At 68.6% G+C, this 24527-nt stretch carries 24 protein-coding genes and 1 pseudogene; 12 read left to right on the top strand and 13 right to left on the bottom strand.

Features of this window, described 5'->3' with window-relative positions:
• Window positions 1-88 precede the first annotated feature (88 nt).
• From ACFXIV_RS00845 to ACFXIV_RS00835, 3 genes are all read right to left on the bottom strand, one after another.
• Window positions 89-505: a subtilase-type protease inhibitor gene (locus tag ACFXIV_RS00845; RefSeq protein ID WP_379395678.1), complete on the bottom strand. Its 417-nt coding sequence runs from the start codon at window positions 503-505 to the stop codon at window positions 89-91.
• A 70-nt stretch (window positions 506-575) separates the two neighbouring features.
• Complete coding sequence (gene eutC, locus ACFXIV_RS00840) at window positions 576-1403, bottom strand: ethanolamine ammonia-lyase subunit EutC (protein WP_379395733.1); 828 nt, start codon at window positions 1401-1403, stop codon at window positions 576-578.
• A gap of 5 nt (window positions 1404-1408) precedes the next feature.
• On the bottom strand, window positions 1409-2824 hold the full coding sequence (locus tag ACFXIV_RS00835; RefSeq protein ID WP_379395680.1) for an ethanolamine ammonia-lyase subunit EutB: 1416 nt from the start codon (window positions 2822-2824) through the stop codon (window positions 1409-1411).
• A 149-nt stretch (window positions 2825-2973) separates the two neighbouring features.
• Between ACFXIV_RS00835 and ACFXIV_RS00830 the strand changes: the two genes are divergently transcribed.
• Window positions 2974-3852 carry a rhomboid-like protein gene (locus ACFXIV_RS00830; RefSeq protein WP_379395682.1) on the top strand — a complete coding sequence of 293 codons (879 nt, stop codon included), beginning with the start codon at window positions 2974-2976 and terminating at the stop codon, window positions 3850-3852.
• Here ACFXIV_RS00830 and ACFXIV_RS00825 read toward each other — a convergent pair.
• The 3 genes from ACFXIV_RS00825 to ACFXIV_RS00815 all read right to left on the bottom strand — a co-directional run bounded on the left by ACFXIV_RS00825 (window position 3751) and on the right by ACFXIV_RS00815 (window position 5892).
• On the bottom strand, window positions 3751-4938 hold the full coding sequence (locus tag ACFXIV_RS00825) for a cation:proton antiporter (RefSeq protein WP_379395684.1): 1188 nt from the start codon (window positions 4936-4938) through the stop codon (window positions 3751-3753). The genes ACFXIV_RS00830 and ACFXIV_RS00825 overlap by 102 nt on opposite strands.
• Window positions 4939-4942: 4 nt before the next feature.
• Window positions 4943-5425, bottom strand: coding sequence for a cation:proton antiporter regulatory subunit (locus ACFXIV_RS00820; RefSeq protein ID WP_040859034.1), 483 nt, complete (start codon window positions 5423-5425; stop codon window positions 4943-4945).
• Between the two features lie 92 nt (window positions 5426-5517).
• Window positions 5518-5892 (bottom strand): DUF952 domain-containing protein, encoded by a 375-nt coding sequence (locus ACFXIV_RS00815; protein ID WP_379395686.1) that lies wholly within the window; start codon window positions 5890-5892, stop codon window positions 5518-5520.
• A 212-nt stretch (window positions 5893-6104) separates the two neighbouring features.
• Between ACFXIV_RS00815 and ACFXIV_RS00810 the strand changes: the two genes are divergently transcribed.
• From ACFXIV_RS00810 to ACFXIV_RS00790, 5 genes are all read left to right on the top strand, one after another.
• Window positions 6105-7931, top strand: a complete 1827-nt coding sequence (locus tag ACFXIV_RS00810) for an acyl-CoA dehydrogenase (protein ID WP_379395688.1) — start codon at window positions 6105-6107, stop codon at window positions 7929-7931.
• A 475-nt stretch (window positions 7932-8406) separates the two neighbouring features.
• Complete coding sequence (locus ACFXIV_RS00805; RefSeq protein WP_033087939.1) at window positions 8407-8601, top strand: hypothetical protein; 195 nt, start codon at window positions 8407-8409, stop codon at window positions 8599-8601.
• 301 nt (window positions 8602-8902) lie between these two features.
• Window positions 8903-10633 carry a DEAD/DEAH box helicase gene (locus ACFXIV_RS00800; protein ID WP_379401625.1) on the top strand — a complete coding sequence of 577 codons (1731 nt, stop codon included), beginning with the start codon at window positions 8903-8905 and terminating at the stop codon, window positions 10631-10633.
• Window positions 10634-10759: 126 nt separating this feature from the next.
• Window positions 10760-12151 carry an IS607 family element RNA-guided endonuclease TnpB gene (tnpB, locus tag ACFXIV_RS00795; RefSeq protein WP_379401619.1) on the top strand — a complete coding sequence of 464 codons (1392 nt, stop codon included), beginning with the start codon at window positions 10760-10762 and terminating at the stop codon, window positions 12149-12151.
• A gap of 51 nt (window positions 12152-12202) precedes the next feature.
• Entirely contained in the window at window positions 12203-12754 is a 552-nt protein-coding gene (locus tag ACFXIV_RS00790) for a hypothetical protein (protein ID WP_379401618.1), read from the top strand.
• A gap of 22 nt (window positions 12755-12776) precedes the next feature.
• On the opposite strand, the pseudogene ACFXIV_RS00785 reads toward ACFXIV_RS00790, so the two are convergent.
• Window positions 12777-12857, bottom strand: a pseudogene (locus ACFXIV_RS00785) (SAM-dependent methyltransferase); the annotation flags it as partial.
• Between the two features lie 89 nt (window positions 12858-12946).
• On the opposite strand from ACFXIV_RS00785, the gene ACFXIV_RS00780 reads away from it, so the two are divergent.
• Complete coding sequence (locus tag ACFXIV_RS00780; protein WP_379401617.1) at window positions 12947-13246, top strand: DUF1905 domain-containing protein; 300 nt, start codon at window positions 12947-12949, stop codon at window positions 13244-13246.
• A gap of 10 nt (window positions 13247-13256) precedes the next feature.
• Here the strand turns inward: ACFXIV_RS00780 and ACFXIV_RS00775 are convergent, their stop codons facing one another.
• Window positions 13257-14969, bottom strand: a complete 1713-nt coding sequence (locus tag ACFXIV_RS00775; protein WP_379401616.1) for a DEAD/DEAH box helicase — start codon at window positions 14967-14969, stop codon at window positions 13257-13259.
• Between the two features lie 122 nt (window positions 14970-15091).
• Here ACFXIV_RS00775 and ACFXIV_RS00770 point away from each other — a divergent pair, with 122 nt between their 5' ends.
• Window positions 15092-16141, top strand: a complete 1050-nt coding sequence (locus ACFXIV_RS00770; RefSeq protein ID WP_379401615.1) for a YihY/virulence factor BrkB family protein — start codon at window positions 15092-15094, stop codon at window positions 16139-16141.
• Here ACFXIV_RS00770 and ACFXIV_RS00765 read toward each other — a convergent pair.
• Complete coding sequence (locus tag ACFXIV_RS00765) at window positions 16133-16669, bottom strand: hypothetical protein (protein ID WP_379401614.1); 537 nt, start codon at window positions 16667-16669, stop codon at window positions 16133-16135. The two genes, ACFXIV_RS00770 and ACFXIV_RS00765, sit on opposite strands and share 9 nt — an antisense overlap.
• Before the next feature lie 156 nt (window positions 16670-16825).
• Between ACFXIV_RS00765 and ACFXIV_RS00760 the strand changes: the two genes are divergently transcribed.
• Window positions 16826-16960 (top strand): hypothetical protein, encoded by a 135-nt coding sequence (locus tag ACFXIV_RS00760; protein ID WP_379401613.1) that lies wholly within the window; start codon window positions 16826-16828, stop codon window positions 16958-16960.
• Window positions 16961-16979: 19 nt separating this feature from the next.
• Here the strand turns inward: ACFXIV_RS00760 and ACFXIV_RS00755 are convergent, their stop codons facing one another.
• Complete coding sequence (locus ACFXIV_RS00755; protein ID WP_379401612.1) at window positions 16980-17282, bottom strand: hypothetical protein; 303 nt, start codon at window positions 17280-17282, stop codon at window positions 16980-16982.
• 38 nt (window positions 17283-17320) lie between these two features.
• Here ACFXIV_RS00755 and ACFXIV_RS00750 point away from each other — a divergent pair, with 38 nt between their 5' ends.
• On the top strand, window positions 17321-17752 hold the full coding sequence (locus tag ACFXIV_RS00750) for an SRPBCC family protein (RefSeq protein ID WP_379401611.1): 432 nt from the start codon (window positions 17321-17323) through the stop codon (window positions 17750-17752).
• 40 nt (window positions 17753-17792) lie between these two features.
• On the opposite strand, the gene ACFXIV_RS00745 is transcribed toward ACFXIV_RS00750, so the two are convergent.
• Together ACFXIV_RS00745 and ACFXIV_RS00740 are read right to left on the bottom strand one after the other, a co-directional pair.
• Complete coding sequence (locus ACFXIV_RS00745; RefSeq protein ID WP_379401610.1) at window positions 17793-19187, bottom strand: FAD-dependent oxidoreductase; 1395 nt, start codon at window positions 19185-19187, stop codon at window positions 17793-17795.
• Between the two features lie 143 nt (window positions 19188-19330).
• Entirely contained in the window at window positions 19331-19942 is a 612-nt protein-coding gene (locus tag ACFXIV_RS00740; RefSeq protein WP_379401609.1) for a TetR/AcrR family transcriptional regulator, read from the bottom strand.
• 109 nt (window positions 19943-20051) lie between these two features.
• On the opposite strand from ACFXIV_RS00740, the gene ACFXIV_RS00735 reads away from it, so the two are divergent.
• Both ACFXIV_RS00735 and ACFXIV_RS00730 read left to right on the top strand, forming a co-directional pair.
• On the top strand, window positions 20052-21755 hold the full coding sequence (locus tag ACFXIV_RS00735; RefSeq protein ID WP_379401608.1) for an FAD-dependent monooxygenase: 1704 nt from the start codon (window positions 20052-20054) through the stop codon (window positions 21753-21755).
• Between the two features lie 32 nt (window positions 21756-21787).
• Window positions 21788-22276 carry an EthD domain-containing protein gene (locus ACFXIV_RS00730; RefSeq protein ID WP_379421195.1) on the top strand — a complete coding sequence of 163 codons (489 nt, stop codon included), beginning with the start codon at window positions 21788-21790 and terminating at the stop codon, window positions 22274-22276.
• A gap of 12 nt (window positions 22277-22288) precedes the next feature.
• Here the strand turns inward: ACFXIV_RS00730 and ACFXIV_RS00725 are convergent, their stop codons facing one another.
• A complete protein-coding gene (locus ACFXIV_RS00725; protein ID WP_379401606.1) occupies window positions 22289-24502 on the bottom strand; it encodes an MMPL family transporter in 2214 nt (737 codons plus the stop codon).
• Between the last annotated feature and the right edge of the window lie 25 nt (window positions 24503-24527).

Below are 24527 nucleotides of genomic sequence, written 5' to 3'. Positions count from 1 at the left end.
GAGTCGGCACTGTTCGAGCGGCCTGCCACAAGCCCGGGTGAACAGTACTTCCCGTGCCGGCGGCGAGGCCGGGCGGCAGCGGATTCGGTCAGAACGCGAAGACGTAGGTGCTGCGGTTCTCGGCCTGGCACTTGTTGGCATAGGTGTGCCGGTAACTCACCGGGCTGCCGCGCCAGACGCCGTCCGCCGCCACGGTCACCGGGTCGTAGATCATGGTGCAGAACCGCATCGGATGGCCGGACAGCTTCTCGAAATCGCCTCCGGCCGCGGTCAGCTCGTCACACGCCGGCGCGGCCGCCGGGTGGGTGCCCGCCACCACCGGTGAACAAGCCAGCAGCACCGTCCGCTGACTCGACGAGCTCTCCAGCGAATCGCCCTGTGCCAGAGTCAAGGTCAGCACGGACGGCGATCCGTCCGCGACCGGGTCCGCCTGCGCCACTGGCACCGCGACCAGCGCCGCCGCCACACCCAACCCCGCTCCGACCAAACAAACACCAAGGGACATGGGTCACCCGCCTCCTCGAATATGGTTTCCACCCGTCGATCGGTCGCACACCGCTCAGTGTTTCGCCCGGTCACGCACCGCCCCCCGCGACGGGCCGTGGCGCCTCCACCGAGATCGCGCCAGCATCGGTGAGTGTGCGGTTGGCCGACGTGTCCTTCAGATCGACCCCCGACCTACCGAGCCGACGAGCACCATCGACCAACCCCGTGACGACCTGAGCCGCACGCGCGTACGAGAGCCCTTCGGGCGGACGGATATTCGAGATGCAGTTCCGCTCGGAATCAGATCGTCCGGGTCGCGGGCAATGGGTGAGATAGATCCCGAGACTGTCGGCGACCGAGAGCCCGGGCCGCTCCCCGATCAACACCAGCACCGTCCGCACACCGAGCGCCGCACCGATGTGATCCCCCAGCGCCACCCGGGCCTGCGTGGCGATCACCGGCGCAGCGAGCGTGTACCGCCCCTCGAACGCCTCGAGCAACGCCGCCAACATCGGAACCCCGTGATCGGCCAGCGCTTTCGACGAAAGCCCGTCTGCCAGAACGAAACCCACGTCCGCCTCGCTGTGGGGCACCGCCACGTCCTCGGTCCCGGGCAGCCGCCCGAGATCCGGACGCCGCAGATACTCCGAGCGATCGCTCGCCCTGCTGCGCACGTGCACCGGCTCGCCGAGCCCGAGACCCGTCACCTCGGCGGCCAGGACCGCGATATCGAGCGGACTGTGCACGGCATCCCGGGCCGCGGCATGGGCCGCCCGGAACTCCAGCACCTCCGCGGTGGACAGCGCGTCCCCGGTACGCCCGAGCCCGATCCGCGCCTGCGTACTGCGCCGCAGTCCGTCCCAGAACGCTTGCGCGGCAATATCGTCGGTGCGGCGGTTCGGGCGTACGGGTTCGATCGGGCTCACGCCGCCCCCTTGGCAGCCAGCGCACGCAGCGGGGAGGACAGGGGCTCGATGGGGAGAATGCGGCCGGTGGAGTCCATCATGCCGAGACCGTCGAGCCAGGCGGCGAATTCGGGGGCGGGGCGCAGATCGAGGATCTGGCGAGCATAGAGGGCGTCGTGGTAGGCGAGGCTCTGGTAGCCGAGCATGACGTCGTCGGCGCCGGGGACCGCGATGACGAAGGGGCAGCCCGCGGCGGCCAGCAGGGTGAGCAGGGTGTCCATGTCGTCCTGGTCGGCTTCGGCGTGATTGGTGTAGCAGACGTCGACGCCCATGGGGAGGCCGAGGAGCTTGCCGCAGAAGTGGTCCTCGAGACCGGCGCGGATGATCTGCTTGCCGTCGTAGAGGTATTCGGGGCCGATGAAACCGACCACCGTATTGATCAGGAACGGGTCCAGATCGCGGGCGATGGCGTAGGCGCGGGCCTCGAGGGTCTGCTGGTCGACCGGCTTGCCGCCGGCGCCCAGGTGCGCGCCCGCCGAAAGCGCCGAGCCCTGACCGGTTTCCAGGTACATGACGTTGTCGCCCACGGTCCCGCGACGCAGCGACCGGCCCGCCTCGTTGGCCTCGCGCAGCAGCGAGATGGTCACACCGAAGCCGGAGTTCGCGCCCTGGGTGCCCGCGATGGACTGGAACACCAGATCCACCGGCGCCCCCGCCTCGATGAGCCCGAGCGTGGTGGTGACATGGGAGAGCACACACGACTGCGTCGGAATCTCGAAGCGCTGCCGCACCTCGTCGAGCAGGTACAGCAGATCCGCCGTGGCCTGCGGCGAATCGGTGGCCGGATTGATGCCGATCACCGCGTCCCCGCACCCCAGCAGCAGCCCGTCCAGCACCGCCGCGGCGATTCCGCGCGGATCATCGGTCGGATGGTTGGGCTGCAATCGGGTGGCGAGCGTGCCCGGCATCCCGATGCTGGTCCGGAACCCGGAGCGCACCTCGGCCGCCCGCGCGACCGCGATCAGGTCCTGATTGCGCATGAGTTTGCTGACAGCCGCGACCATCTCGGGCGTGAGCCCGGGTGCGACGGCCCGCAGGGTGGCCGCGGCATCGGGCCGGGCGGCCACCGCGAGCAGCCAGTCCCGCAGCCCGCCTACCGTCAGATGCGAAATCGCCTGGAACGCACCGCGATCGTGCCCGTCGATGATCAACCGCGTGACCTCGTCGGTCTCGTACGGCACCACCGGTTCCTCCAGGAAGACGCCCAGCGACACCTCGGCCAGCGCCCACTGCGCCGCCGCCCGCTCGGCGTCGGAGTGCGCCGCGCACCCGGCCAGTTCGTCCCCGCTGCGTCGCGGTGTGGCCTTGGCCAGCAGTTCGACCAGCCCGTCGAAGGTGTAGGTGCTGCCGCCCAGGCGCTGATGGAAGATCACCCTCCCGATGGTCCGGGCCCATATTGCCGGTCGGTAACCACCGCTTTCCCCCGGCATTACTGCGCGTTACGCGTGCCGGACTGCCGCGGGACCGGCCACCTCCCCCGCGACCCGGAGGTCGGCCGGTGGCCCCGGGATACCATGGCGCCATGGCAGGCACCTATCAGTCGCCCTGGCTGCGCACCGTCGATCTCGGCGAGCGGTTCCGCACCCTCGGTGTCTGGTGGCGGCAGCCGCACCGGTTGCGGCGCGCGGTCCAGGCCTATCGGAATCTGCTGGCGGTCACCCCGGCGTGCATCGCCTACGCCTTCACCCTGTTCATCACCTGGTGGACGCTGCGCGGGGCCAGTGACATCGTGGGCCGGCGGCTGATCTTCTCCGCCTCCACGAATTTGCGCAATATGCAGAGGGATCCGATCCAGGTGCTGGTGGCCTCCGCCTTCTGGACCGACGGCGGCTTCCCCTGGGGCGACATTCTCATCCTCATCACCCTGATGGCGCTGGCCGAGCGCTGGCTGGGGTCGCTGCGCTGGATCCTGGTGGTGGCCACCGGTCATGTCGGCGCCACCCTGATCACGGTGCTCGGCATCGCCCACAAGCTCGACAAGCAGCTGATCCCGACCCGGGTGGCGTTCGCCTCGGATGTCGGCCCCAGCTACGGCATCTCGGCCATGATGGCCGCGCTGACCTTCCGGCTGCGCGGCCCGGCCCGCTGGCTGTGGGCGCTGGCCATGGTGGTCTGGTACGCCTACGGCGTCTGGCACGGCCGCACCTTCACCGACTACGGCCATTTCTTCGCGCTGCTCATCGGTTTCACGGTGGGCGCGATCGCGGTGGCGCTCTCCCACCGCCTGGTCGCGGTGCAAGCGCGCAGGGCGGCGGCGAAGCCGGCCCGGGCGGCCGCGAATCCGGCCCCGGCCGGGGATTCAGCCGGGGACGGGGTCGACGCGGCCGCGCCCACGCTGGGCGAACCGGACGACCGGCTCGACGAGGCGCGCCGCGATCGGGCCGAGCACCGCCATCATTAGCACGTAGGCCGAGGCCAGCGCGGCCAGCCGCCCGCTCACGCCGCCCAGCGAAACCGCGAGGCCGGCAATGACGATGGAGAATTCGCCGTGCGCCACCAGCGCCGCGCCCGCGCGCGCCCGGCCCATCCGGCGGATGCCCTGCCGCGACGCCGCCCACCAGCCGGTGCCGAGCTTGGTCAGCGTGGTCACGAAGGCCAGCAGGATCGCCCAGCCCAGCACCGGCGGGATCGCCCGGGGGTCGGTGCTGAGCCCGAAGGCCACGAAGAAGAGGGCCGCGAACAGATCCCGCAGCGGTTCGAGGAGCTTCGCCGCCTCCTGCGCGGTGGACCCGGAGATGGCGATGCCGAGCAGGAACGCGCCCACCGCCGCCGACACGTTCAGCGCCGAGGCCGCGCCCGACACCAGCAGCGCCGCGCCGAGCAGCTTGAGCAGGAACACTTCCCGATCGTTGCTGTCCACGATGGCCGACACGTAGCGGCCGTAGCGCAGCGCCACGATGAGCACCACCGTGATCGCCACCAGCGCGATGGCCAGCGAGCGCAGCCCGCTGGCGAAGCTCAGCCCGGCCAGCATCATGGTGAGGATCGGCAGGTACACCGCCATGGCCAGATCCTCGAACACCAGGATGGACAGCACCACCGGCGTCTCGCGGTTACCGAGGCGGCCCAGGTCGTTGAGCACCTTGGCGACGATGCCGGAGGACGAGATGTAGGTGACGCCGCCCATGGTGACCGCGCCGACCGCGCCCCAGTCCAGGATCAGCGCCACCACCACGCCCGGCGTGGCATTGACGACGATGTCGACCAGACCGGCCAGCCAGGAGCGGCGCAGTCCGGTCACCAATTCGGCTGCGGTGTACTCCAATCCGAGCAGCAGGAGCAGCAGCACCACGCCGATCTCGCCGGACGTGTGCCCGAATTCGGTGGCGGCGCGCATCTTCACGATGCCGCCCTCGCCGAAGGCCAGGCCGCCGAGCAGGTAGAGAGGAATCGGCGACATGCCGAAGCGGGCGGCCAGTCGCCCCAGCATGCCGAGCGCGAACAAGATCGCGCCGAGTTCGAACAGGGCTAGACCGGTCGAATCCACAGGGTCAGCCGTCGGCCAGAATGCGAGCGGCCGCGTCCAGCCCGTGCGGCGTGCCGACGACGACGAGCACGTCCCCGGAGTCGAGCACCTGATCAGGTCCCGGTGACGGGTGCAGTTGCCCCGCCCGCATGATGGCCACGATGGAGGCCTTGGTCCGGGTCCGCATGGCGGTCTCGCCGAGCATGCGTCCCCGGTAGGGCGAATTGCCGCCGATGGTGAGCTGTCTGGTGGTGATCCCGGGTAGGTCCGAGTGTTCTTCCTTGAGCTGCTGCACCAACTGGGGCGCGCCCAGCAGATTGGCCAGGACCGCCGCCTCGTCGGTCGTCAGGGGCACCTGGGCCTGGCACGCGTCCGGGTCGTCCCGCTGCGACACGATGAGATCGATGCCGCCGTCCCGGTGCGCCACCACCCCGATCCGCCGTCCCGATCTGACCTCGAAATCCTTCCGCACACCGATACCGGGCAGCGCTGTCACATCGACGTTCACGCAGTCCAGATTAGGACAACCCGTGCGAATCCCGGGGAGCTACGTTGCGGCGCACCCCGCCCACACGAGTCGCACGGTGCGGGCGCGCCGGGTCACTCCGTGGTGAGCGGCGCGAACGATCCGTCGGGGCCGGGCAGGAAATCGGTGACCTCGACGACCGCGGTCAGCGGCAGCGGGCCGTACAGGTGCGGGAAGGTCATGGAGTCCGGGTCGGTGGGCACGCCGGGCTCCCACTTCACCGGGGAACCGAGCCGGGCCGGATCCAGGTGCAGCAGCACGAGATCGGTGCGGCCGGCGAAGAGTCGATTGGCCGGCAGGTGGGCCTGGTAGGGCGCGGAGAGGTGGATGAATCCGGCCTCGGCCAGCGAGGGGGCGCGGTATTCGCCTGCGGCGCCGGCGTTTTCCCATTCCGCCCGGGAGCAGATGTGCAGCAGGGTCGGCGGCGTCGTGTCCTGTTCGATTCCCACCCGTCCAATCTAGGTGAGTGCCGCGGGTTCAGAACGGTTCGGGCCGGGCCACGTGGACGGAGATGTCGTTGACGCCCACCCGGGCGGGGGCGAAGCGGCCGATGGCGCGTTCCTGAGCCCGGACCGGCGATCCTCCCCCGCCCCCTCGGACGGTCCCGCGCCATCTGGTAGACCGGCAGGTACGACTCCCGTACCCGACCGCTCGAGGAACCATGAATCCGTCCAGCATCATGTCCGCCCGCGACCTCGAGTTCCTGCTCTACGACTGGCTGCAGGTGGAGTCGCTGACGGCGCGCGACCGGTTCGCCGACCACTCCCGCGACACCTTCGACCAGGTGCTGCGGCTGTGCCAGGACCTGGCCACCACCTACTTCGCGCCGCACAATCGCGAGAACGATCTGCACGAGCCCACCTTCGACGGCGAGCGCGTGCACATCATCCCCGCGGTCGGCAAGGCGCTGCAGGCCTTCGCCGACGCCGGAATGATCGGCGCGGCAATGGATTACGAGATCGGCGGCATGCAGCTGCCGCACGCGGTCTACACCGCGTGCATGTCGTGGTTCCACGCCGCCAATGTCGGCACCGCCGCCTATGTGCTGCTCACCACCGGCAATGCGAATCTGCTTGCCGCGCACGGCAGCCCGGAGCAGATCGACGCCTACGTGCGCCCGATGCTGGAGGGTCGCAGCTTCGGCACCATGGCCCTGTCGGAGCCGCAGGCCGGATCCAGCCTGGCCGACATCACCACCCGCGCCGTGCCCGCCGCCGCCGGCTCCTACCGTCTGTTCGGGCACAAGATGTGGATCTCCGGCGGCGACCACGACCTCTCGGAGAACATCGTGCACCTGGTGCTGGCCCGCATTCCGGGCGCGCCGGAGGGCACCCGCGGCATCTCGCTGTTCGTGGTCCCCAAGTTCCTGCCCGACGCCGAGGACAACCCGACCGTCCACAACGATGTCGTGCTCTCGGGCATCAACCACAAGATGGGCTGGCGCGGCACCGTCAACACCGCCCCCGTCTTCGGCGACGGCAACTTCACCCCCGGTGGGGAGCCGGGGGCGATCGGCTATCTGGTGGGCGCGCCGAATCACGGTCTGGCCCAGATGTTCACGATGATGAACGAGGCCCGCATCGGCGTCGGCCTGGCCTCCACCGCGCTGGGCTACACCGGCTACCTCAAGTCCCTCGACTATGCCCGCACCCGCCCGCAGGGCCGCGCAGTCAGCGCCCGCGGCGGCGCGCAGGTGCCGATCATCGAGCACCCGGACGTGCGGCGCATGCTGCTGGCCCAGAAGTCCTATGCCGAAGGCGCACTCGCGCTGCAGCTGTACTGCGGCAAACTGATCGACGAACACCGCACCGCGGCAGGCGAATCCGACCGGGCGCGCGCCGCCACCCTGCTGCGTATCCTCACCCCCATCGCCAAGTCGTGGCCCAGCCAGTGGTGCCTGGCCGCCAACGATCTGGCCATCCAGATCCACGGCGGCGCCGGCTACACCCGCGACTACGACGTCGAACAGCACTACCGCGACAACCGCCTCAACCCGATTCACGAAGGCACCCACGGCATTCAGAGCATGGACCTGCTCGGCCGCCAGGTCACCCTGGACAATGGCGCGGCCCTGGCCGCGCTGCTGGAGACCATGGCCGCCACCATCGCCGCCGCCCGCGCGACCGGCGACGCCGAGCTCGCCGGGTACGCCGCCGCCCTGGAGGCCGCCACCGGCCGCCTGGCCGCCACCACGGCGGGCCTGTGGCGCGCGGGCAATCCCGAGGCGGCCCTGGCCAATTCGGCGGTCTACCTGGAGGCGTTCGGCCACGTGGTGCTGGCCTGGATCTGGCTCGAGCAGGCGGTCACCGCCACCGCGCTGTCCGCCCAGGACCGTCCGCACGCGGCCGAGTGGGCGACCTTCCGGCAGGGGAAGCGGCTGGCCGCCCGGTACTTCTTCCGCTGGGAACTTCCGCGCACCACACCGCAATTCGACCTGCTCGACTCCGGCGACCGCACCACGCTGGAACTCGACGAGTCCTGGTTCTGAGCCCCGGGGCGCGAATCCGCCGTTCGCGCTGCGCGAACGGCTCCGTGACCCGGTGCGCCACCGCGGTGTCGGCGCGCAGCCATGGGCCGAGGTCAGGCCGGTAGCGGACCGGTCTCCAATCCAGCCGCCTTGATTACGGTTTGCTGGCGTCCCAGCCACAGAGACCAATCGGAGTGTGAGTGTCGGTGTGCCCGGGTAGTCTCCGGGTAGACAACTCGATCAGCGTGTTCGAACGGGAGGTTGCGAAGTCCCCACGGGCAGTCCTCAGGACCTGTTCGCTTTCAGCGAAATCGCAGGTCGTGTTACAGAAAACACACGGGAAACTGCACGGGAACAAAGTGCTCGCGCCGAACGTCTGACAGAGTAGTCAACAACCACTGCTGGGAAGTAGCGGTAGCGAGGTTCGCGGATTGGACCGCGGGCCCCACACCAGGCGAACGGTGCGTGAGGCACCCAGAGCCAGGACGGAGGAGTCATGCCAGGAACCCTGACAAGCACCCCACTGACCGCGGTCGATCGTTGCGACCGCTGCGGGGCGGCTGCGCGCGTGCGCGCAACCCTTCCTGCCGGTGGAGAGTTGCTCTTCTGCCAGCATCACGCCAACGAGCACATGGATCGCCTTCGTGAGCTCGAGGCCGTGATCGACACGGAGTCGGCACCGGCGCTGTAACAGCTCCTCCACCTCGGAGAGACTCGATCGGGAGTCACCGTTCTCCGAGAGCCCGCTCGACAATTGAATCTTCCCAACAGAAAACCCGGCAGCGGGCGACCAGCAGGTCGCCCGCTGCTGCTGTGTACGGAACCATTCGACGCGGGATGTGACCAGCGACACACCAATTGAGCTGTGGCCGGGGACACATGGATTCCGTTGCACGCAACGCGAGATTCGTCATGTACGCACGGCGAGATCGGGCGGGTACAACGGACGGGTGCCGCAGACCTCACACGCCACCTACCTGCAGGATCGACATATGGTCGCGCTCTGGACGTGGAACGGCCACGCCACCGGAAGCGCGCCGCGAGACCTGGGCGAGGTGGAGACCCTCGCCCTCGCCGTTCCCGGCCGGGACGGCATCGGCGTCACGGACGTGGAATGCGCTCTGGTGGAACCGGAACGGTTATGCACACTTGCTATTGAAAATCCCGGGGATTCGATACATCTGCTCCGCGAGGCCCTCGAGACGGAGGTCGAGGCGCGGCGGCTGCCCGTGGCCGCGCACGCCGTCCCGAATGCCACCGGGACTGCCGTCGTCTCGGCGGGGCGGACCCTGCGGGCGCTGCGGGACACCGTGGCGCTCGGCGCCGAACTGCGCTCCGGATTGAAGGCCGAGCTGCGGCCTTATCAGGCGCGCGGCATCACCTGGCTGCGCAAGACCGCCGCCGCGCACGGCGGCGCGGTGCTGGCCGACGAGATGGGCCTGGGCAAGACGGTGCAGGCCATCGGGTACCTACTCGGGAAGGCCGGGGACGGGCCACAACTCGTGGTGTGTCCAACATCACTCGTGGGCAACTGGTCGCACGAGATCGAGCGATTCGCGCCCGGACTGCGCGCGGTGGCCTGGCGGGGCGGGCCGGCGCCGGAGGCCGAGCCGGGAACGATTGTGGTGACCGGGTATCCGACCCTGCGCGGGCACGGCGCCGCGCTGGCCGGGCAGCGGTGGGCCACCGTGATTTTCGACGAGGCGCAGGTGCTGAAGAATCCGCACACGCAGGTCGCGAAGGCGGCGCGGGCGATTCCGGCCGAGGCGCGGATCACGCTGACCGGTACGCCGGTGGAGAATCACCTCGACGAGCTGTGGGCGCTGCTGAATCTGATCGCGCCGCAGGAGTTCACGCACCGGGCGCAGTTCCGGCGGCGGTTCGTGCGGCCGATCAGCGAGGGATCGGCGAGCGCGGTGCTGCGGCTGCGGGACGCCGTCGAGCCGATCGTGCTGGGCCGCCGCAAATCCCAGGTGGCCGCCGCGCTGCCTGCCAAGATCCACTGCGATCTGGTGTGCGATCTGAGCGCGGAGCAGGAGCAGCTCTACGACAGGCTGCTCGATCGGGCCGAGGCGGCCGGGTTCGGGACCGGGGCGCAGCGGCACACGCGGGTGCTGGCGGTGCTGACCGAGCTCAAGCAGGTGTGCAACCACCCGGGGCTGATCACCGGGGAGCTGGACGAATTGGCCGGGCGCTCCGGGAAATTCGACGTCTGCTCCGACATTCTGGCCAACAACCTCGACGTGGACGCGCCCACCCTGGTGTTCACCCAGTACCGCAAGACCGGTGAACTGCTGGTCCGGCACTGCGCCGAGGAATTCGGGGTGCGGGTGCCGTTCTTCCACGGCGGGCTCGACCAGCAGCAGCGCGGGGAGATCGTCGCGGACTTCCAATCACCGGACGGCCCACTCATATTGGTGCTCAGCCTGCGGGCAGCGGGTACCGGGCTGACGCTCACGCGGGCCGCCGACGTCATCCATTTCGACCGCTGGTGGAATCCGGCGGTGGAGGCGCAGGCGTCGGATCGCGCGCATCGCATCGGGCAGACCCGCACCGTCACCGTCACCACGCTGACCTCGGGCACCACCATCGAGGAGCACATCGCGGGCATGCACGACCGCAAGTCGGCGCTCACCGACCTCAGCAACGCGGCCGGAGTCGCGGAGCTGGCGCGACTGGACGACGAACGACTGCTGGAGCTGCTGCGCCGGAAGCGCGCTTGAGCAGGCTGCCGGATTGTGTTGTTTCATGCTGTTCAGTGCCGTCCCGCGAACGGGTTTGGCGGATCTTGTTGGTGTGTCGACTATTCGGACTACCGTGTCGCGGTCGGGTTGCCTAGACTCGAACACATGAGCGAACCCGAGTCTGCAGCAGCGTCATCCGGTGGGATGCCAAGGGCGACGGTGCAGGCCTATCGGTTCGCATTGGAGCCGACGTTCGACCAAGAGGACGCGTTGCGGTCGCATTGCGGTGCAGCACGGTTCGCCTACAACTGGGCCCTCCGCAAAGTGCTCGCCAACTGGGACCAGCGCATCGCTGAAGTCTCCTACGGAATTCCCGCCGACGAGTTGACGCCATGGATCAATCTGTCCGCCTACAGTTTGCGCAAGGCATGGAACGCGGAGAAAGATCGCGTCGCACCGTGGTGGCAGGAGAACAGCAAGGAGGCCTACGCATCCGGGCTGACACAAGTGGCCGAGGCGTTCGCCAACTACACCAAGTCCAAGGGCGGGACCCGGTCCGGGCCGCGAATGGGTCTCCCACGCCGGAAGAAAAAGCATGCGCGGCAATCGTATACCGTCACCACTGGCTCGTACGGACTCAGTGAGGGAGACCGTCGGGTAAAGATCCCTCGCGTCGGGTCCGTCCGCACTTGCGAATCGACCCGGAAATTGGGGCGGCGTTTGGCGAACGGGACCGCGCGGTTGGGATCGATGACGATCTCGCAAACCGGTGGGCGCTGGTGGGTGGCATTCACCGTTCATGTCATGTGCCACGACCGGCGGCGGACTGACCCCGATGCCCTGGTCGGGGTGGACGTGGGAGTGAAAAGCCTCGCCGTTGTTTCGCATTCGGTGCCCGGCTTCACTGACGCCGAGGGCAGGGTGGCAAATTCCCGACACTACCTACGGGTCCAGCGGCACCGGCGGCGTATAGCACGGGCCTGCGCTCGCCGCCGCGGACCCGACCGCAAGCACGGGGTGCCACCGTCGAAGCGATGGCTCAAGGCCAACGCGAAAGCCTCCCGGCTTGAGCAGCGAGTGGCGGCGATGCGCCGTGACGGTCTGCACAAGCTCACCACCGCGCTGGCCACCTGCTGCCGCACTATTGTCGTGGAAAGCCTCAATGTGGCTGGCATGTTGAAGAATCGGCGTCTGGCCAAGCATGTGGCCGATGCCGGGTTCGGCGAGCTGCGCCGACAGCTCAAGTACAAGACCCGTCGTCACGGCGGCACGCTTCTGATGGCAGATCGGTTCTATCCCAGTTCCAAGACCTGCTCGTCGTGTGGGTTGGTGAAAGCCAAGCTGGCCCTGTCCGAGCGGGTGTTCGTCTGTAATCGGTGCGGTCTCGCGCTGGACCGCGATCTCAACGCAGCCCGCAATCTGGCAGCGTTGGCGTCCACGCAGAGTTGCGGCGGGACGATAAACATGCCCGATGGAAACCGTGTCAGACCCGGCTCTCCGGGCAGTGGTATCGCCACGGGAAGACCCGAAACTACGGTTGCGGGCCAACCCTGCTAGAGAAATCTGGCAGGTCACAGAACACACAACACTCTGTGAACGGAAACTGAGATGGCGGACAACAATGAATTCGGATACACGGCCTGGGGACGGGATTGGGTGCGGCTTGCGGAACCGCTCAGCCTCACCAAACCCGAGCCGCTGCTCCCCCGCGCGCGCAGCATCGCCCGCAACAACGGCGTCCGGACCGAGATCGAGGGCACTGTGGTGCGGGCGCACATTCATCGCGGGTCGGAAGCGTCGGTGACGCACCTGGAGCTGACATCGCTCCCGCGCGCCACCATCGACGCCATCGCCGCCGTGGTGCCCGCCGACACCCTCACCCTCGGCGACGATCTGCACGCCGCGGTCATCGCCGCGGGGATCTCGGTGACGCCCATCCTCGCGAGCACCGACTGCTCCTGCCGCGCCCGCAACGCCCGCTGCCTCCACATGCTCGCCACCTGCTACGCGGTGGTCCGCCTGATCGACGAAAATCCCTGGCTCGCCTTGGATCTCCAGGGCTATCGGAGCGCTCCGCCCGCCACGGACACCGACACCCCGGTGTCGGTCCCCCGCTGGACGCCTATCGACGCACTCGATCCGGCGGTCTACTTCGGCTGACAGCCGCTGCGACCGACCGGTCCAGGCCGTCGCTGCCGGCGAAGACGCCGCCCGGGCGCAGGACGCGGAAGGCCTCGGCGAACAGGTCGTCCTGCTGGGCGGGCGACGGCATGAGGTGGGCGTCTCCCCTGCCCGCTACTTCACCCGCTGACCCCGGCCTACCTTGTCGGACCCGGCGGCTACCGTCGGCCCATGGCGATCTCCACGTACGCGTTCACCGCCGAACTCTGGGAATGGGAAGCACAGGCCTCCTGGCATTTCGTGAGTCTGCCCGAGTCGGTCGCCGACGAGATCGAGGAGCGCTTCGGGCACACCGCCTCAGGATTCGGCTCGGTGAAGGTGAAAGTCGCGGTCGGCGGCAGCCGATGGTCGACCTCGATCTTTCCCGACGGCAAGCGCGGAACCTATGTGCTGCCGGTGAAGAAGGCCGTCCGCGTCGCCGAGGGGTTGAACGCGGGCGACCCGGTCGAGATCGAGCTGCAGGTGGTGTAGCCCGCGCCGGTCAGATCCGACGCAGCGCCGCGATGCGCTGGGAGAGCTGGTCGGCGGTGGCGAGAGCGGTTGGGGGGCCGCCGCATTCGCGGCGCAGGTCGCCGTGGATGACGCCGTGCGGTTTACCGGTGCGGTGGTGGTGCATGGCGACCAGGCTGTTCAGTTCGCGGCGCAGCTCGGACAGGCGGTCCGAGGTGGCGGCGCGTTCTACGGCGGCCTCCACGCCGGCGCCCGAGGGGCGAGCCTCGGCGGCGGCGCTGCGTTCCTGGAGCTGACGGGACTGGCGTTCGCGCAGCAGGGCGCGCATCTGGTCGGCGTCGAGCAGGCCGGGGATGCCGAGGTAGTCGGCCTCCTCGTCACTGCCGGAGAAGGTGGCGGTGCCGAAGGAGTCGCCGTCGTAGATGACCTGGTCGAGCTCGGCGTCGGCGGCCAGGGCGACGAACTTCTTCTCCTCCTCGCCCGGCTCGTCCTTCTGCCGGTTGGCGTCGATGAGCAGTTCGTCCTCGAGCGCGTTCGCCTCGCGATGCGGCTTGCCGATCACATGGTCGCGCTGCAGTTCCAGCTGGGCGGCCAGATCCAGCAGCACCGGCACCGAGGGCAGGAAGACGCTGGCGGTCTCACCGGTCTTGCGGGCACGCACGAAACGGCCGATGGCCTGCGCGAAGTACAGCGGGGTCGAGGCGCTGGTGGCATACACGCCGACCGCGAGGCGCGGCACGTCGACGCCCTCGGACACCATGCGCACCGCGACCATCCACGGGTCGGTGTTCTCGCTGAACTCGCCGATGCGGTCGGAGGAGTCCGGATCGTCGGACAGCACGATGGTCGGCTTGGTGCCCGAAATGTGTTCCAGCAGTTCGGCGTAGTCGCGCGCCTTCTCCTGGTCGGTGGCGATCACCAGGCCGCCCGCGTCGGGCATGCCGGTGGCGCGCAGCTGGCGCAGGCGGGTGTCGGCGGCGGTGAGCACCTTCGACATCCAGTCGCCAGCCGGGTCGAGGGCGGTGCGCCAGGCGCGGGCGGTCTGCTCGGCATTGAGGGGCTCGCCCAGGCGGGCCGAGTACTCCTCGCCCGCGCTGTCCCGCCAGTGCGCCTCACCGGAGTAGGCGAGGAAGACCACGGGCCTGACCACGCCGTCGGCGAGCGCCTCGGAGTAGCCGTAGGTGTGGTCGGCGCGCGACTTCTCGAAACCGGACTCGTCGGCCTCGTAGGTGATGAACGGAATCTTGGAGTCGTCGCTGCGGAACGGGGTACCGGTCAGCGCCAGCCGGCGGGTGGCGTCACCGAACGCCTCCTCGACCGCCTCACCCCAGCTCTTGGCGTCACCGGCGTGGTGGATCTCGTCCATGATCACCAGCGTGCGGCGGTTCTCGGTGCGCACCCGGTGCTTGAACGGATGCGACGCGATCTGCGCGTAGGTGACCACCACGCCGTGGTAGTCGGACGAGGTGGAACCGGTCGAGTTGGAGAAGTTCGAATCCAGCTGAATCCCGTTGCGCGCGGCCGACGCAGCCCACTGGTGCTTGAGATGCTCGGTGGGTGCGACCACCGTCACCTGGTCGACCGTACGGTCGTTGAGCAGCTCGGCGGCTACCCGCAGCGCGAAGGTGGTCTTACCCGCACCCGGGGTCGCGACGGCCAGAAAGTCCCGTGGCTTGGTGGTCAGATACTTGGTCAGTGCTCTGCGCTGCCATGCACGTAAGGAACCGCCACCACCCGAAGTCACTCGGTAGAGAGTAGCGATCGAACCCGACAGCTTTCCAATCCGACACAGCCCTGCGGAGTGCCGCACACCACATCGCGGGTCCGGTCCCATTCGAAGCGCTGGTAGGCGATGCTTAGGCCACGATGAACGTGCACGACGAATCTCCGCAACACGCCGACGCGTCGGCGCCGACGGCGTCCGTTGTGCTCGCCGCCACCCGCTGGGGCCGCATCCGGCAACTCGTCGTCCACGTCGCGACGAAGGCGTGGAACGACGCGATCTTCACCAAGTCCGCGGCGGCCGCCTTCTGGCAGACGCTCTCGCTGGCCCCGCTGCTGCTGGGGCTGCTCGGCAGCCTCGGCTATGTCGGGCACTGGTTCGGCCCGAACACGGTGAACATCGTGCAGTCCAAGATCGTCAGCTTCGCGCGGAAGGCGTTCAGCCCCAACGTGGTCGACAGTCTGGTCCAGCCGACCGTCAACGACGTGCTGCAGCGCGGCCACGGCGGGGTGGTGTCCGTCGGCTTCGTGCTGTCGCTGTGGGCCGGCTCCTCGGCCATGGCAACCTTCGTCGACGCCATCACCGCCGCGCACGGCCAGGCCACCGCCCGCCATCCGGTCTGGCAGCGAATCTTCGCGCTGCTGCTCTACGTCGGCTTCCTCGTGATCGCGGTGCTCATCCTGCCGCTGATCGCCGTGGGCCCCACCCTCATCGGGCGGGCCCTCCCCCACGGCTGGCGCGAGCCGGGCCTGCGGCTCATCGACGCCTTCTACTACCCCGGCACCGGCCTGCTGCTGATCATCGGCCTCACCTTCCTCTACAAGACCGCCCTCCACCGCACCCTCCCCTGGCATCGGCTCTTCGGCGGTGCGCTGGTCGCCGGTGTGTTCTTCATGGCTGCCAGCGAGGGCCTGCGCCGCTACCTGGCGTGGGTGACCCGGACCGGCATCTCCTACGGCGCGCTGGCGACCCCCATCGCCTTCCTGCTGTTCACGTTCTTCCTGGGTTTCGCCATCATCCTCGGCGCCGAATTCAATGCCAGCGTCGAGGAATTCTGGCCCGCCCGCGCCACCCGGCTGGCGCAGTTCCGCCACTGGTGGCACGCCCGCAAACAGTCCCGGCCTGCGGACCCGGCGCCCACCGCATCGAAACCGCAGGACCCGCCGCCCGCGCCCGAGTCGCGGTCACTGTGATCCAGCCCGTAGGCCCGGTTCGGCCGATTCACCCTCGGTGCGCCGCGCCGAGAAGTACGCGGCAGCCGTGATCGCGATCGCGACCAGGACGGGCGCGAAAGCGATGGCGGGGTTGTCGGGCCGGTCGGCCATCAGGAAGGCCGCGGCCAATGTCTGTGCGGGAACGCCCCATTGGACGGCAGCCAGCACCCCCGCGCCATGGCCGGCCCGGTGCGACCCCGGCCTGGCCAATCGCCGCCGGGTCCACCCCGAGCTCGCCCCGATAACAGCGGTCGACACCAGCCCCGCCCCGATCCACGGGCCACCCTTCGCCCCGTCCGCCAGTACCGCGAACCCCGTGATCACAGTCAGCAGCGTGAACACCGGAACCGACAACAGTGTGAGCCGCACGGCCCGAACGGCCCCATCAACGCGAATCCCGCTGGGTTCCAGCCGGATTCGCGCCAACTCGGTGCACTGCACCCCGACGAGGATCGTCAGCGCGAGCGCAATGGTGATGTGTGTAGCCAGCAACAGCGGATTCGCCATCGGACCAACCTTTCCTGAGTTCCGACTCAGGATAGCCATTTACTGAGTTACAACTCAAGAAATCGGATGCCGTTGACAGCCAAGGCTTCACAGCACGAACGAGCAGGGTCCCGGCTCGACGTTGCCTCCGGGGCGAGCACGGGTGACGATCGCTGTATGAAGAACGACCGGTTGGACGAGATCCTGGGGCTGCTCGACAACAACACCTGCATGCTCGAGGCGATCCAGGACGAGTTGCTGGGCGGCGAAGAGCCCGGCGGGGTCGGCGAGGACGAGGCGGCCAGGAGCTAGTTCTTCTTCATCGGCGACATCACCGTGTGCCGAGATGCGCCTCGATCGCTTTGACCGCCGCGCCCGCACCGTCTTCTCCCGCGATGTAGGCCGCCAGGTTGTCTCCACCGACGTCCAATTGCAGCCAGCCCGCCTGCACCACTGCCCGCCCGCCGTACCGCCGCAGCGCCTCGTTCACGATCTCCGAGAATTCCGCCCGCCGCGACATGCCTTCGGTGGTGCTGCCGAATCCGACGAACACCGGAGGCGGTCCGGCCTCGAGGAACTCCACCAGCTCGGCGGGCGGCTCCCAGTCGATGGGTCGCGGCGGCCACCGCGCCACCGTTAGAGCTACATCATGTAACAGATACCATCTGGTTCGTGGCTAAGCTGAAGGTCTCCGTAGACGTCCCGATCCCGCCCGAGAAGGCCTGGTCGCACGCCTCCGACCTGCCCGAACTCGACAAGTGGCTCACCCTCCACGAGGGCTGGCGCGGCACTGTCCCCGACGCGCTCACCCCCGGGACCCGCCTGATCGGCGTAGCCACCGTCAAAGGCTTCCGCAATCGCGTGACCTGGACCGTCGAAACCGCCGAACCCCCGAACCGCCTGGTCCTCAACGGTTCCGGCATCGGCGGCACCAAATTCGGCATCGAACTCCGCGTCTCCCCCAGTCCCACCGGCTCCAAGGTCACCGCCGACTTCACCCTCGGCGGCGCACCCCTCTTCGGTCCCATCGGCTCGGCCGTGGCCCGCGCCCTCCGCGGCGACGTCGAACGCTCCCTCGACCGCTTCGTCCAGCTCTACGGCTGACCCCGCGCAAAATAGCGCTGTTTCGATCCGGGAGGTCGGTTCACTTCGTGCGATTCCTCTCCACGGCGTCGCGGCGGACCGCCGTGACGGCCTTGCGGGCGGCAACCTGGATGGGGTCCCAGACCGGGGAGAAGGGTGGGGCGTAGCCGAGGTCGAGCGCGACGATCTGGTCGACGGTGAGGCAGGCGGTGAGAGCCACGGCGGCGATGTCGATGCGCTTGCCCGCCCCTTCGCGGCCGACGATCTGGACACCGAGCAGGCGGCCGGTGCGGCGTTCGGCGAGCATTTTCACCGTCATGGGTGCGGTGCCGGGGAAATAGCCGGAGCGGCTGGTGGATTCGATTGTGACGGTGACGAATTGCAGTCCGACCGCGCGGGCGTCGCGTTCACGCAGGCCGGTGCGGGCGACCTCCAGGTCGCACACCTTGCTGACGGCGGTGCCCACCACGCCGGGGAAGATGGCGTAGTCGCCGCCGACGCCGGAACCGATGACCTGGCCGTGCTTGTTGGCGTGTGTACCGAGGGGGATGTGGCGTTCGGAGCCGGAGACGAGGTCGAGCACCTCGACGCAATCGCCGCCGGCCCAGATGTTCTCGTGGCCACGCACCCGCATGGCGAGATCGGTCAGCAGACCACCGGACTCCCCCAGCGGGAGACCGGCCGCACGGGCGAGGTCGGTGGCGGGGCGCACGCCGATACCGAGAACCACCACATCGGCAGGGTATTCGGCATCAGCCGTGGCGACGCCGGTGACCCGGCCCTGCGCATCGGTGTGGACAGCCGTCAGCTCCGCATTGTCGATGACCTGAATCCCCATGCCCTGCATGGCCTTCCGGATCAGCACACCCATATCCGGGTCGAGGGTGGACATGGGCTCGGCGCTGCGATTGAGCATGGTGACCTGGAATCCCCGCTGGAGCAGCGCCTCCGCCATCTCCACACCGATGTACCCCGCACCCACCACCACCGCCCGCCGGCCCGCGATCGACTCGAGGGTGGCGATGAGGGCTTCCCCATCGTCGAGCGTCTGCACCCCGTGCACCCCGGCCGCGTCGATGCCGGGCAGCGCGGGCCGGATCGGCGTCGCACCGGTGGCTATCACGAGTTTGTCGTAGCCGGTCCAGCTCTCCCGGCCGGTGCCGAGCTCGCGAGACCTCACCCTCCGCCCGGCGACATCGATCTCCACGACCTCGGTTCCCAGCCGCAGATCGATGTCCCGCGCCCGATGCTCGGCGGGCGTCCGCGCGATGAGATCGTCCGGCCCACCGACGTCCCCGCCCACCCAGTACGGGATCCCGCACGCCGAGTACGAGGTGAAGTGCCCTCGCTCGAAAACGACGATCTCGAGCTCCCCTACGCCCTTCAATCTGCGCGCCTGTGACGCCGCTGCCATACCCGCAGCATCCCCGCCGATGATCACCACGCATTCGCCCATGCCTCACACGTTACGAGCGTTACGGCACTGTCGACCGGTGCCCTGGCATCATGTACGGACAACTGATAGTCTCATCATATTTGAATGATTAGATCAGGATATGAGGTGACATGCCAGCCGCCACAAGCCGTTGAGGGACCCGATCAGACTTCGAAGGCGGTGGCCGGCAACGGACTTGCGGCGATCCGGCGTGCCTCGTCGTGCGGAACCCCCAGGGCGCACAGGATGAGTTCAGCGGCCCCCGCCGCCGCGTCGCGCCACGACTGGTGGCCCTCCAGCACCATCCACATGGCGCTGACCACGGTACCCATCAGCATGGAGGCGATACTCAGCTCCATTCCGGGTGCGACGACATAACGGCCGGAGGCGATTCCGGCGGCCACGTCCCGCATCGGCGGGCCCGTCAGCATCTCGCGCAGCGACTCGTCGGTCAGCGCGAACCGCACGACGAAGCGGCCCGCCGCAGGGTTCTCGTGCGCCATCCGCACGATCATGCGGGTACCGGTCGACAGCCGCAGCGGCGGGTCGAGGTCACCATGGGCGTCCATCGCCTGCGCGTTGGCACTGTGCAGTTCGAAGGCGAGCTGGGCGCGGACCTGCTGGAAGAGCTGCTCGACGGATTCGACATTGCGATAGAGCGTGCCCCGGGCGACACCAGCTTCGGTCGCCAGCTCGCTCATGGTCAGGTCCACGGTGCCGCGCTCGGCGAACAGCCGCATTGCCGCCGCGTTGATCCGCCGCTGAGTCGCACTCATAACCCCTCCTTCGCCAGCTCGACAGTACAGAACCGTCCCAGGCGGGCCAAACCCAAAACTATCGAGACGCTCTTGACTCAAATTGAACACTACTGTTCAATCTACGGCTATGACCGAAACCACATCGGTGCTCGTGGTCGGCGCGGGGCCGGTAGGCCTGACACTGGCCCTGGAGCTCGACTTTCACGGCGTGGAAACCCTTCTGGTAGAGCGCAATTCGACCACCACGCGGCATCCGAAGATGGACATCACCAACAGCCGCAGCATGGAGTTGTACCGGCGGCTCGGCATTGCCGACGACCTGCGCAAGGTGGCGACGCCGCCCGATCATCGGACCACCGTGGTCTGGGCGAGCAATGCGGTCGGATGGGAACTGGCGAAGTTCGAGTACCCGAGTGTCGAGGAGTCCTTCGAGGCGATCGGCCGACGCGTCGACGGCGCCCTCCCACTGGAGCCGGCCATGCGCGTGTCCCAGATCATCCTCGAGCCCGCGCTTCGGGACCAGCTGCAGGCCAGGTCCCGGCACGTCGAGGTGCAATACGGTTGGGCGCTGGACAGTTTCACCGAGGACACGGAGGGCGTCACGGCCCAGCTGGTGTCCGGGACCGGCGAACGCCGCACCGTGCGCGCCCGCTACCTGGTGGGATGCGACGGCGCGGGCAGCCGGGTCCGGCGGCACCTCGGGATCGGTCTCGACGAGATCGACCTGCGCCGGCTGCTGGTGCGGGAGCTCGGAATTCCCCGGCTCGCAAGGACTTTCACGCGGACGTTCCTGGCCGGTGGGCAGCGGCCCCCGGACGGCCGGTTCTACCTGGTGCATTTCACGACTCCCGATCGCGAGATCGCCGCCCGCTTCGGCACCGTGTGGCATCTGCAGTCACCCGAGGGCTGGACCGTCATCTCCCAGAACGACGGCGACACCTGGACCCTGCACGCTCCCCTGAGCATGGGCGCCGACGCCGACAGCATCGACCCGCGTGAATTCGTATTCCGCTGTCTCGGATACCGGTTCGAGATGACCGTGCTGGTCGCCAATGCCTGGACACCCCGGCTGACCGTCGCCGAGTCCTATGGCCGCGGCCGGGTCTGGCTGGCCGGTGATGCCGCCCACCAGGTGACGCCCGCGGGCGGCTACGGCATGAACACCGGCGTCGGCGATGCGGTCGGGCTGGGCTGGGCGCTCGCGGCCCGGTTGCAGGGATGGGGCGGACCACGCCTGCTCGCGGCGTACGAGCGGGAACGCCGCCCCGTCGCCCTCCGCAACCGCGAGGCCTCCGCCCGGCACACCGTCGTCCGCGGCGCCATCATGGCCACCTCCCGCGCCACCATGCACAGCGAACGCTGGTCCGGCGCGCGTACCCGCCGGCGGATCGGCCGCGAGATCAGCGATCTCGGCAATCTCGAAAACGAAGCGCTGGGAATCGAACTCGGCTACCGCTACGACCACTCCCCCATCGTGTGCCGAGACACCGAGGACCGGGCCCCGCGGCAGCGGATGGACGAATACCTGCCCGGCACCTGGCCCGGAGCGCGGCCGCCCAGCGTGCGACTCGCCGACGGCACCGCGATCTTCGACCTGTTCGGCCGGGGCTTCACCCTGCTGCGCTTTGCGGATCACGACGTCGACGGCTTTCGGATCGCGGCCGCTGAACGAGAGGTGCCGCTCGACATCATCGATGTCCGCGACCCGCACGCCCGCGCCCTCTACGAACGCGACCTCGTTCTGATTCGTCCCGACCAGCACGTGGCCTGGCGCGGCAACGCCGCACCCGCCGGGCCACTGGCAATCATCGACCGCGTACGCGGCGCTTGAAGGATCCCCGCACAACAACGGAGAAGATGACAGTGAACTCCCCTGAAAACGCCGGTTCGAGAAGGGCTTTCATGGTCGGCGCGACGGCGGCGGGCCTCGCCGCCGCCCTGGCGTCCGGCCCCCCCACAGCAGCCGCGGACACCTCGACCGATGCGATCAAGATGACGTGCGCCCTCCGCCGCCGGGCCGACCTGACGCCCGAACAGTTCCACGACTATTGGCTGAATCACCACGGCCCCTTCGCCGCAGAGCAGATCAGGATCCTCGGCGGCTACCGCTACGTTCAGAGCCACATCCTGGATTCTCCGCAGAACGCCCTGCTCGCCGCCACCCGCGGTACCGGCGAGCCCTACGACGGCATCGTGGAAGTGTGGTTCCCCTCGGAACAGGCCATGCTCGCGGGCATCGCCACCCCGGACGGAATCCAGGCCAACCAGCGGCTCGCGGATGACGAGAAGAACTTCATCGATCTCGCTCGCTCCTCGTACTTCTTGACCACGGAGCACGTCATGCTCGGCTAGTCGGTGTTCCGATCAGTTGGTAACCACCCGCGGCGCTTCGGTTTCGGTCTCATCCGCGAAGCGGCGTTCGAGTTCGGCGCCTTCGATGTCGAAGTCGGGCACATAGCGGGCGAACCACCGCGGGTGGTACCACATGCGATCGCCGATCAGGGCCATGACCGCGGGCACCAGGGTCAGCCGGACGATGAAGGCGTCCAGCAGCACACCGACCGCGAGCGTGAACGCCAAGGGTTTGACGATCGGGTTGTCGACGGTGGCGAAGGCGACGAAGACGCCGAACATGATCAGCGCCGCAGCCGTGACGACGCGCGCCGAGTGCGCGATCCCATTGCGCACCGCGGCGGTCGCGTCCGCGGTGCGGGTGTGCTCCTCCTTGATGCGGGACACCACGAAGATCTGGTAATCGCTCGACAGCCCGAAGATGATGGCCAGGGTGATGATCGGCAGGAAGCTCAGCGTCTCCGCCTTGGTGACATGCAAAAGGCTTGCGCCCCATCCCCATTGGAAGACGGCGACCTGCGCGCCGAGGGCCGCGAACACCGAGAGGATGAACCCGACGATCGAGGACAGCGGGACCAGGACGGTCCGGAAGGCGATGGTCAGCAGCACCAGCGCCAGACCCACGACGACAACGAGGAAGACCGGCAGCGCCTCGCCCAAGCGGCGTGAGGTATCGATGTTCGCCGCGGTGGTGCCGCCCACCAGATACGTTGCCCCGGAGCCGCTCTCGATGGTCGCACGGTCATCGCGCAGGCGGTTGACCAGATCGGCGGTCGCGCTGTCGTCGGGTCCCGTCTTGGGCACGACCTGGATCAGGACCAGGTTGTCGCCCGTGCCCGCCGGCTGCACCACCGCGACGTCGGGTTCCTGCTGCAGCCGGCCCATCACGGTCTGCGCCGCGTCCGGGCCGGTGGCGTGCGAGAGGTCGGTCACCACCAGCAGCGCCCCGTTGAACCCGGGGCCGAACGACCGGCTCACCAGGTCATATGCCCTGCGGGCGGTGCTGGACTCCGATTGCGTTGCGCCACTGGGCAATCCGAGATTCATACGGGTGGCGGGAAGCGCGATCACCACCAGCACCGCGATGCCCAGCACCAGCAATGGAATCCGGAAGCGGGTGACGAACCGTCCCCAGGCGTGGCCCGCGGTGCGCTCGGGCTCGTAGGCGGCGATGCGCGCCACCTCCTCCGGCTTTCCCGGGTGCAGCGGCGGCGAGATGAATTTGGCGACCGTGCCTCCGGCGAGGCTGAGCAGCGCGGGCAGCAGGGTCAGCGCGACGAGCATGGCCACCAGGACCGCACCGGCGGCGGTCAGGCCCATGACGGTGAGGAACGGGATGTTCGCGACCGCCAGCCCGCACAGCGCGATGATCACGGTCACCGCCGCGAACACCACCGAACTGCCCGCGGTCCCGACCGCGAGCGGAATCGACTCCGCCACAGCCATTCCCAGCACCACCCGGTGGCGATGCCGGGAGAGGACGAACAGCGCGTAGTCGATCCCGCAGGACAGGCCCAGCATGAGTGCCAGCGAGGTCGCCGCCGACGGCACGTCGGTGTAGGCGGCGATGCCCAGGATGCCGGCGAGACCGATACCCACGCCGACGGCCGCCGTGATGATCGGCAGTCCCGCCGCCACCACCGCGCCGAAGGTGATCAGCAGAATGACGAAGGCCGCGATGACGCCGAGCATTTCGGGCGTGTGCGGGATCTCCGCGGTGAAGCCCGGATAGACGGCACCGGAGAACTCGACCTGCAGACCGGTGTCACGCGCCTGGTCGGCGACCCGGGTCACCTGGTCGAGGGTGGACTGCTCGACCTCGCCGGCCGAGACGGAGAACTGCACGCTGCCCAGCGCGACGTGTTGATCCGGTGAGACCGCTTTGGCCTGGAACGGGTCGACCACCGCGGCGACCTGCGGCAGCCCCTTCAACTGGGCCATCATCTGCTCGATCTCGCCGGTCACCGGTTGATCGGTCACCTTGGCCAGGTTCGACGTCGCGAACACGACCTGCATCTGCGCACCCGAGAAAGCGGGCATCCGCTGCTGCAGCAGGGAGACCGCGTCCTGCGATTCCGTGCCCGGAACCGTGAAATTGTCGTTGGTTTTTCCGCCCGTCGCGGCGGCGAATCCGATGGCGGCGGCCAGCAGCATCATCCATATCGCCAGCACCCACCAGCGGCGGCGGACAACGACCTGGCCGAGTGCGTACAGGTAGCGGGACATGCGGGTCCTCTCGTGGAGACACCAT

It is taken from the genome of Nocardia sp. NPDC059236 (genome assembly GCF_042754085.1).
Taxonomy (GTDB): Bacteria; Actinomycetota; Actinomycetes; order Mycobacteriales; family Mycobacteriaceae; genus Nocardia.
Note: the sequence above shows the minus strand (reverse complement) of the source record. Positions and strands in the feature narration are given on the sequence as shown.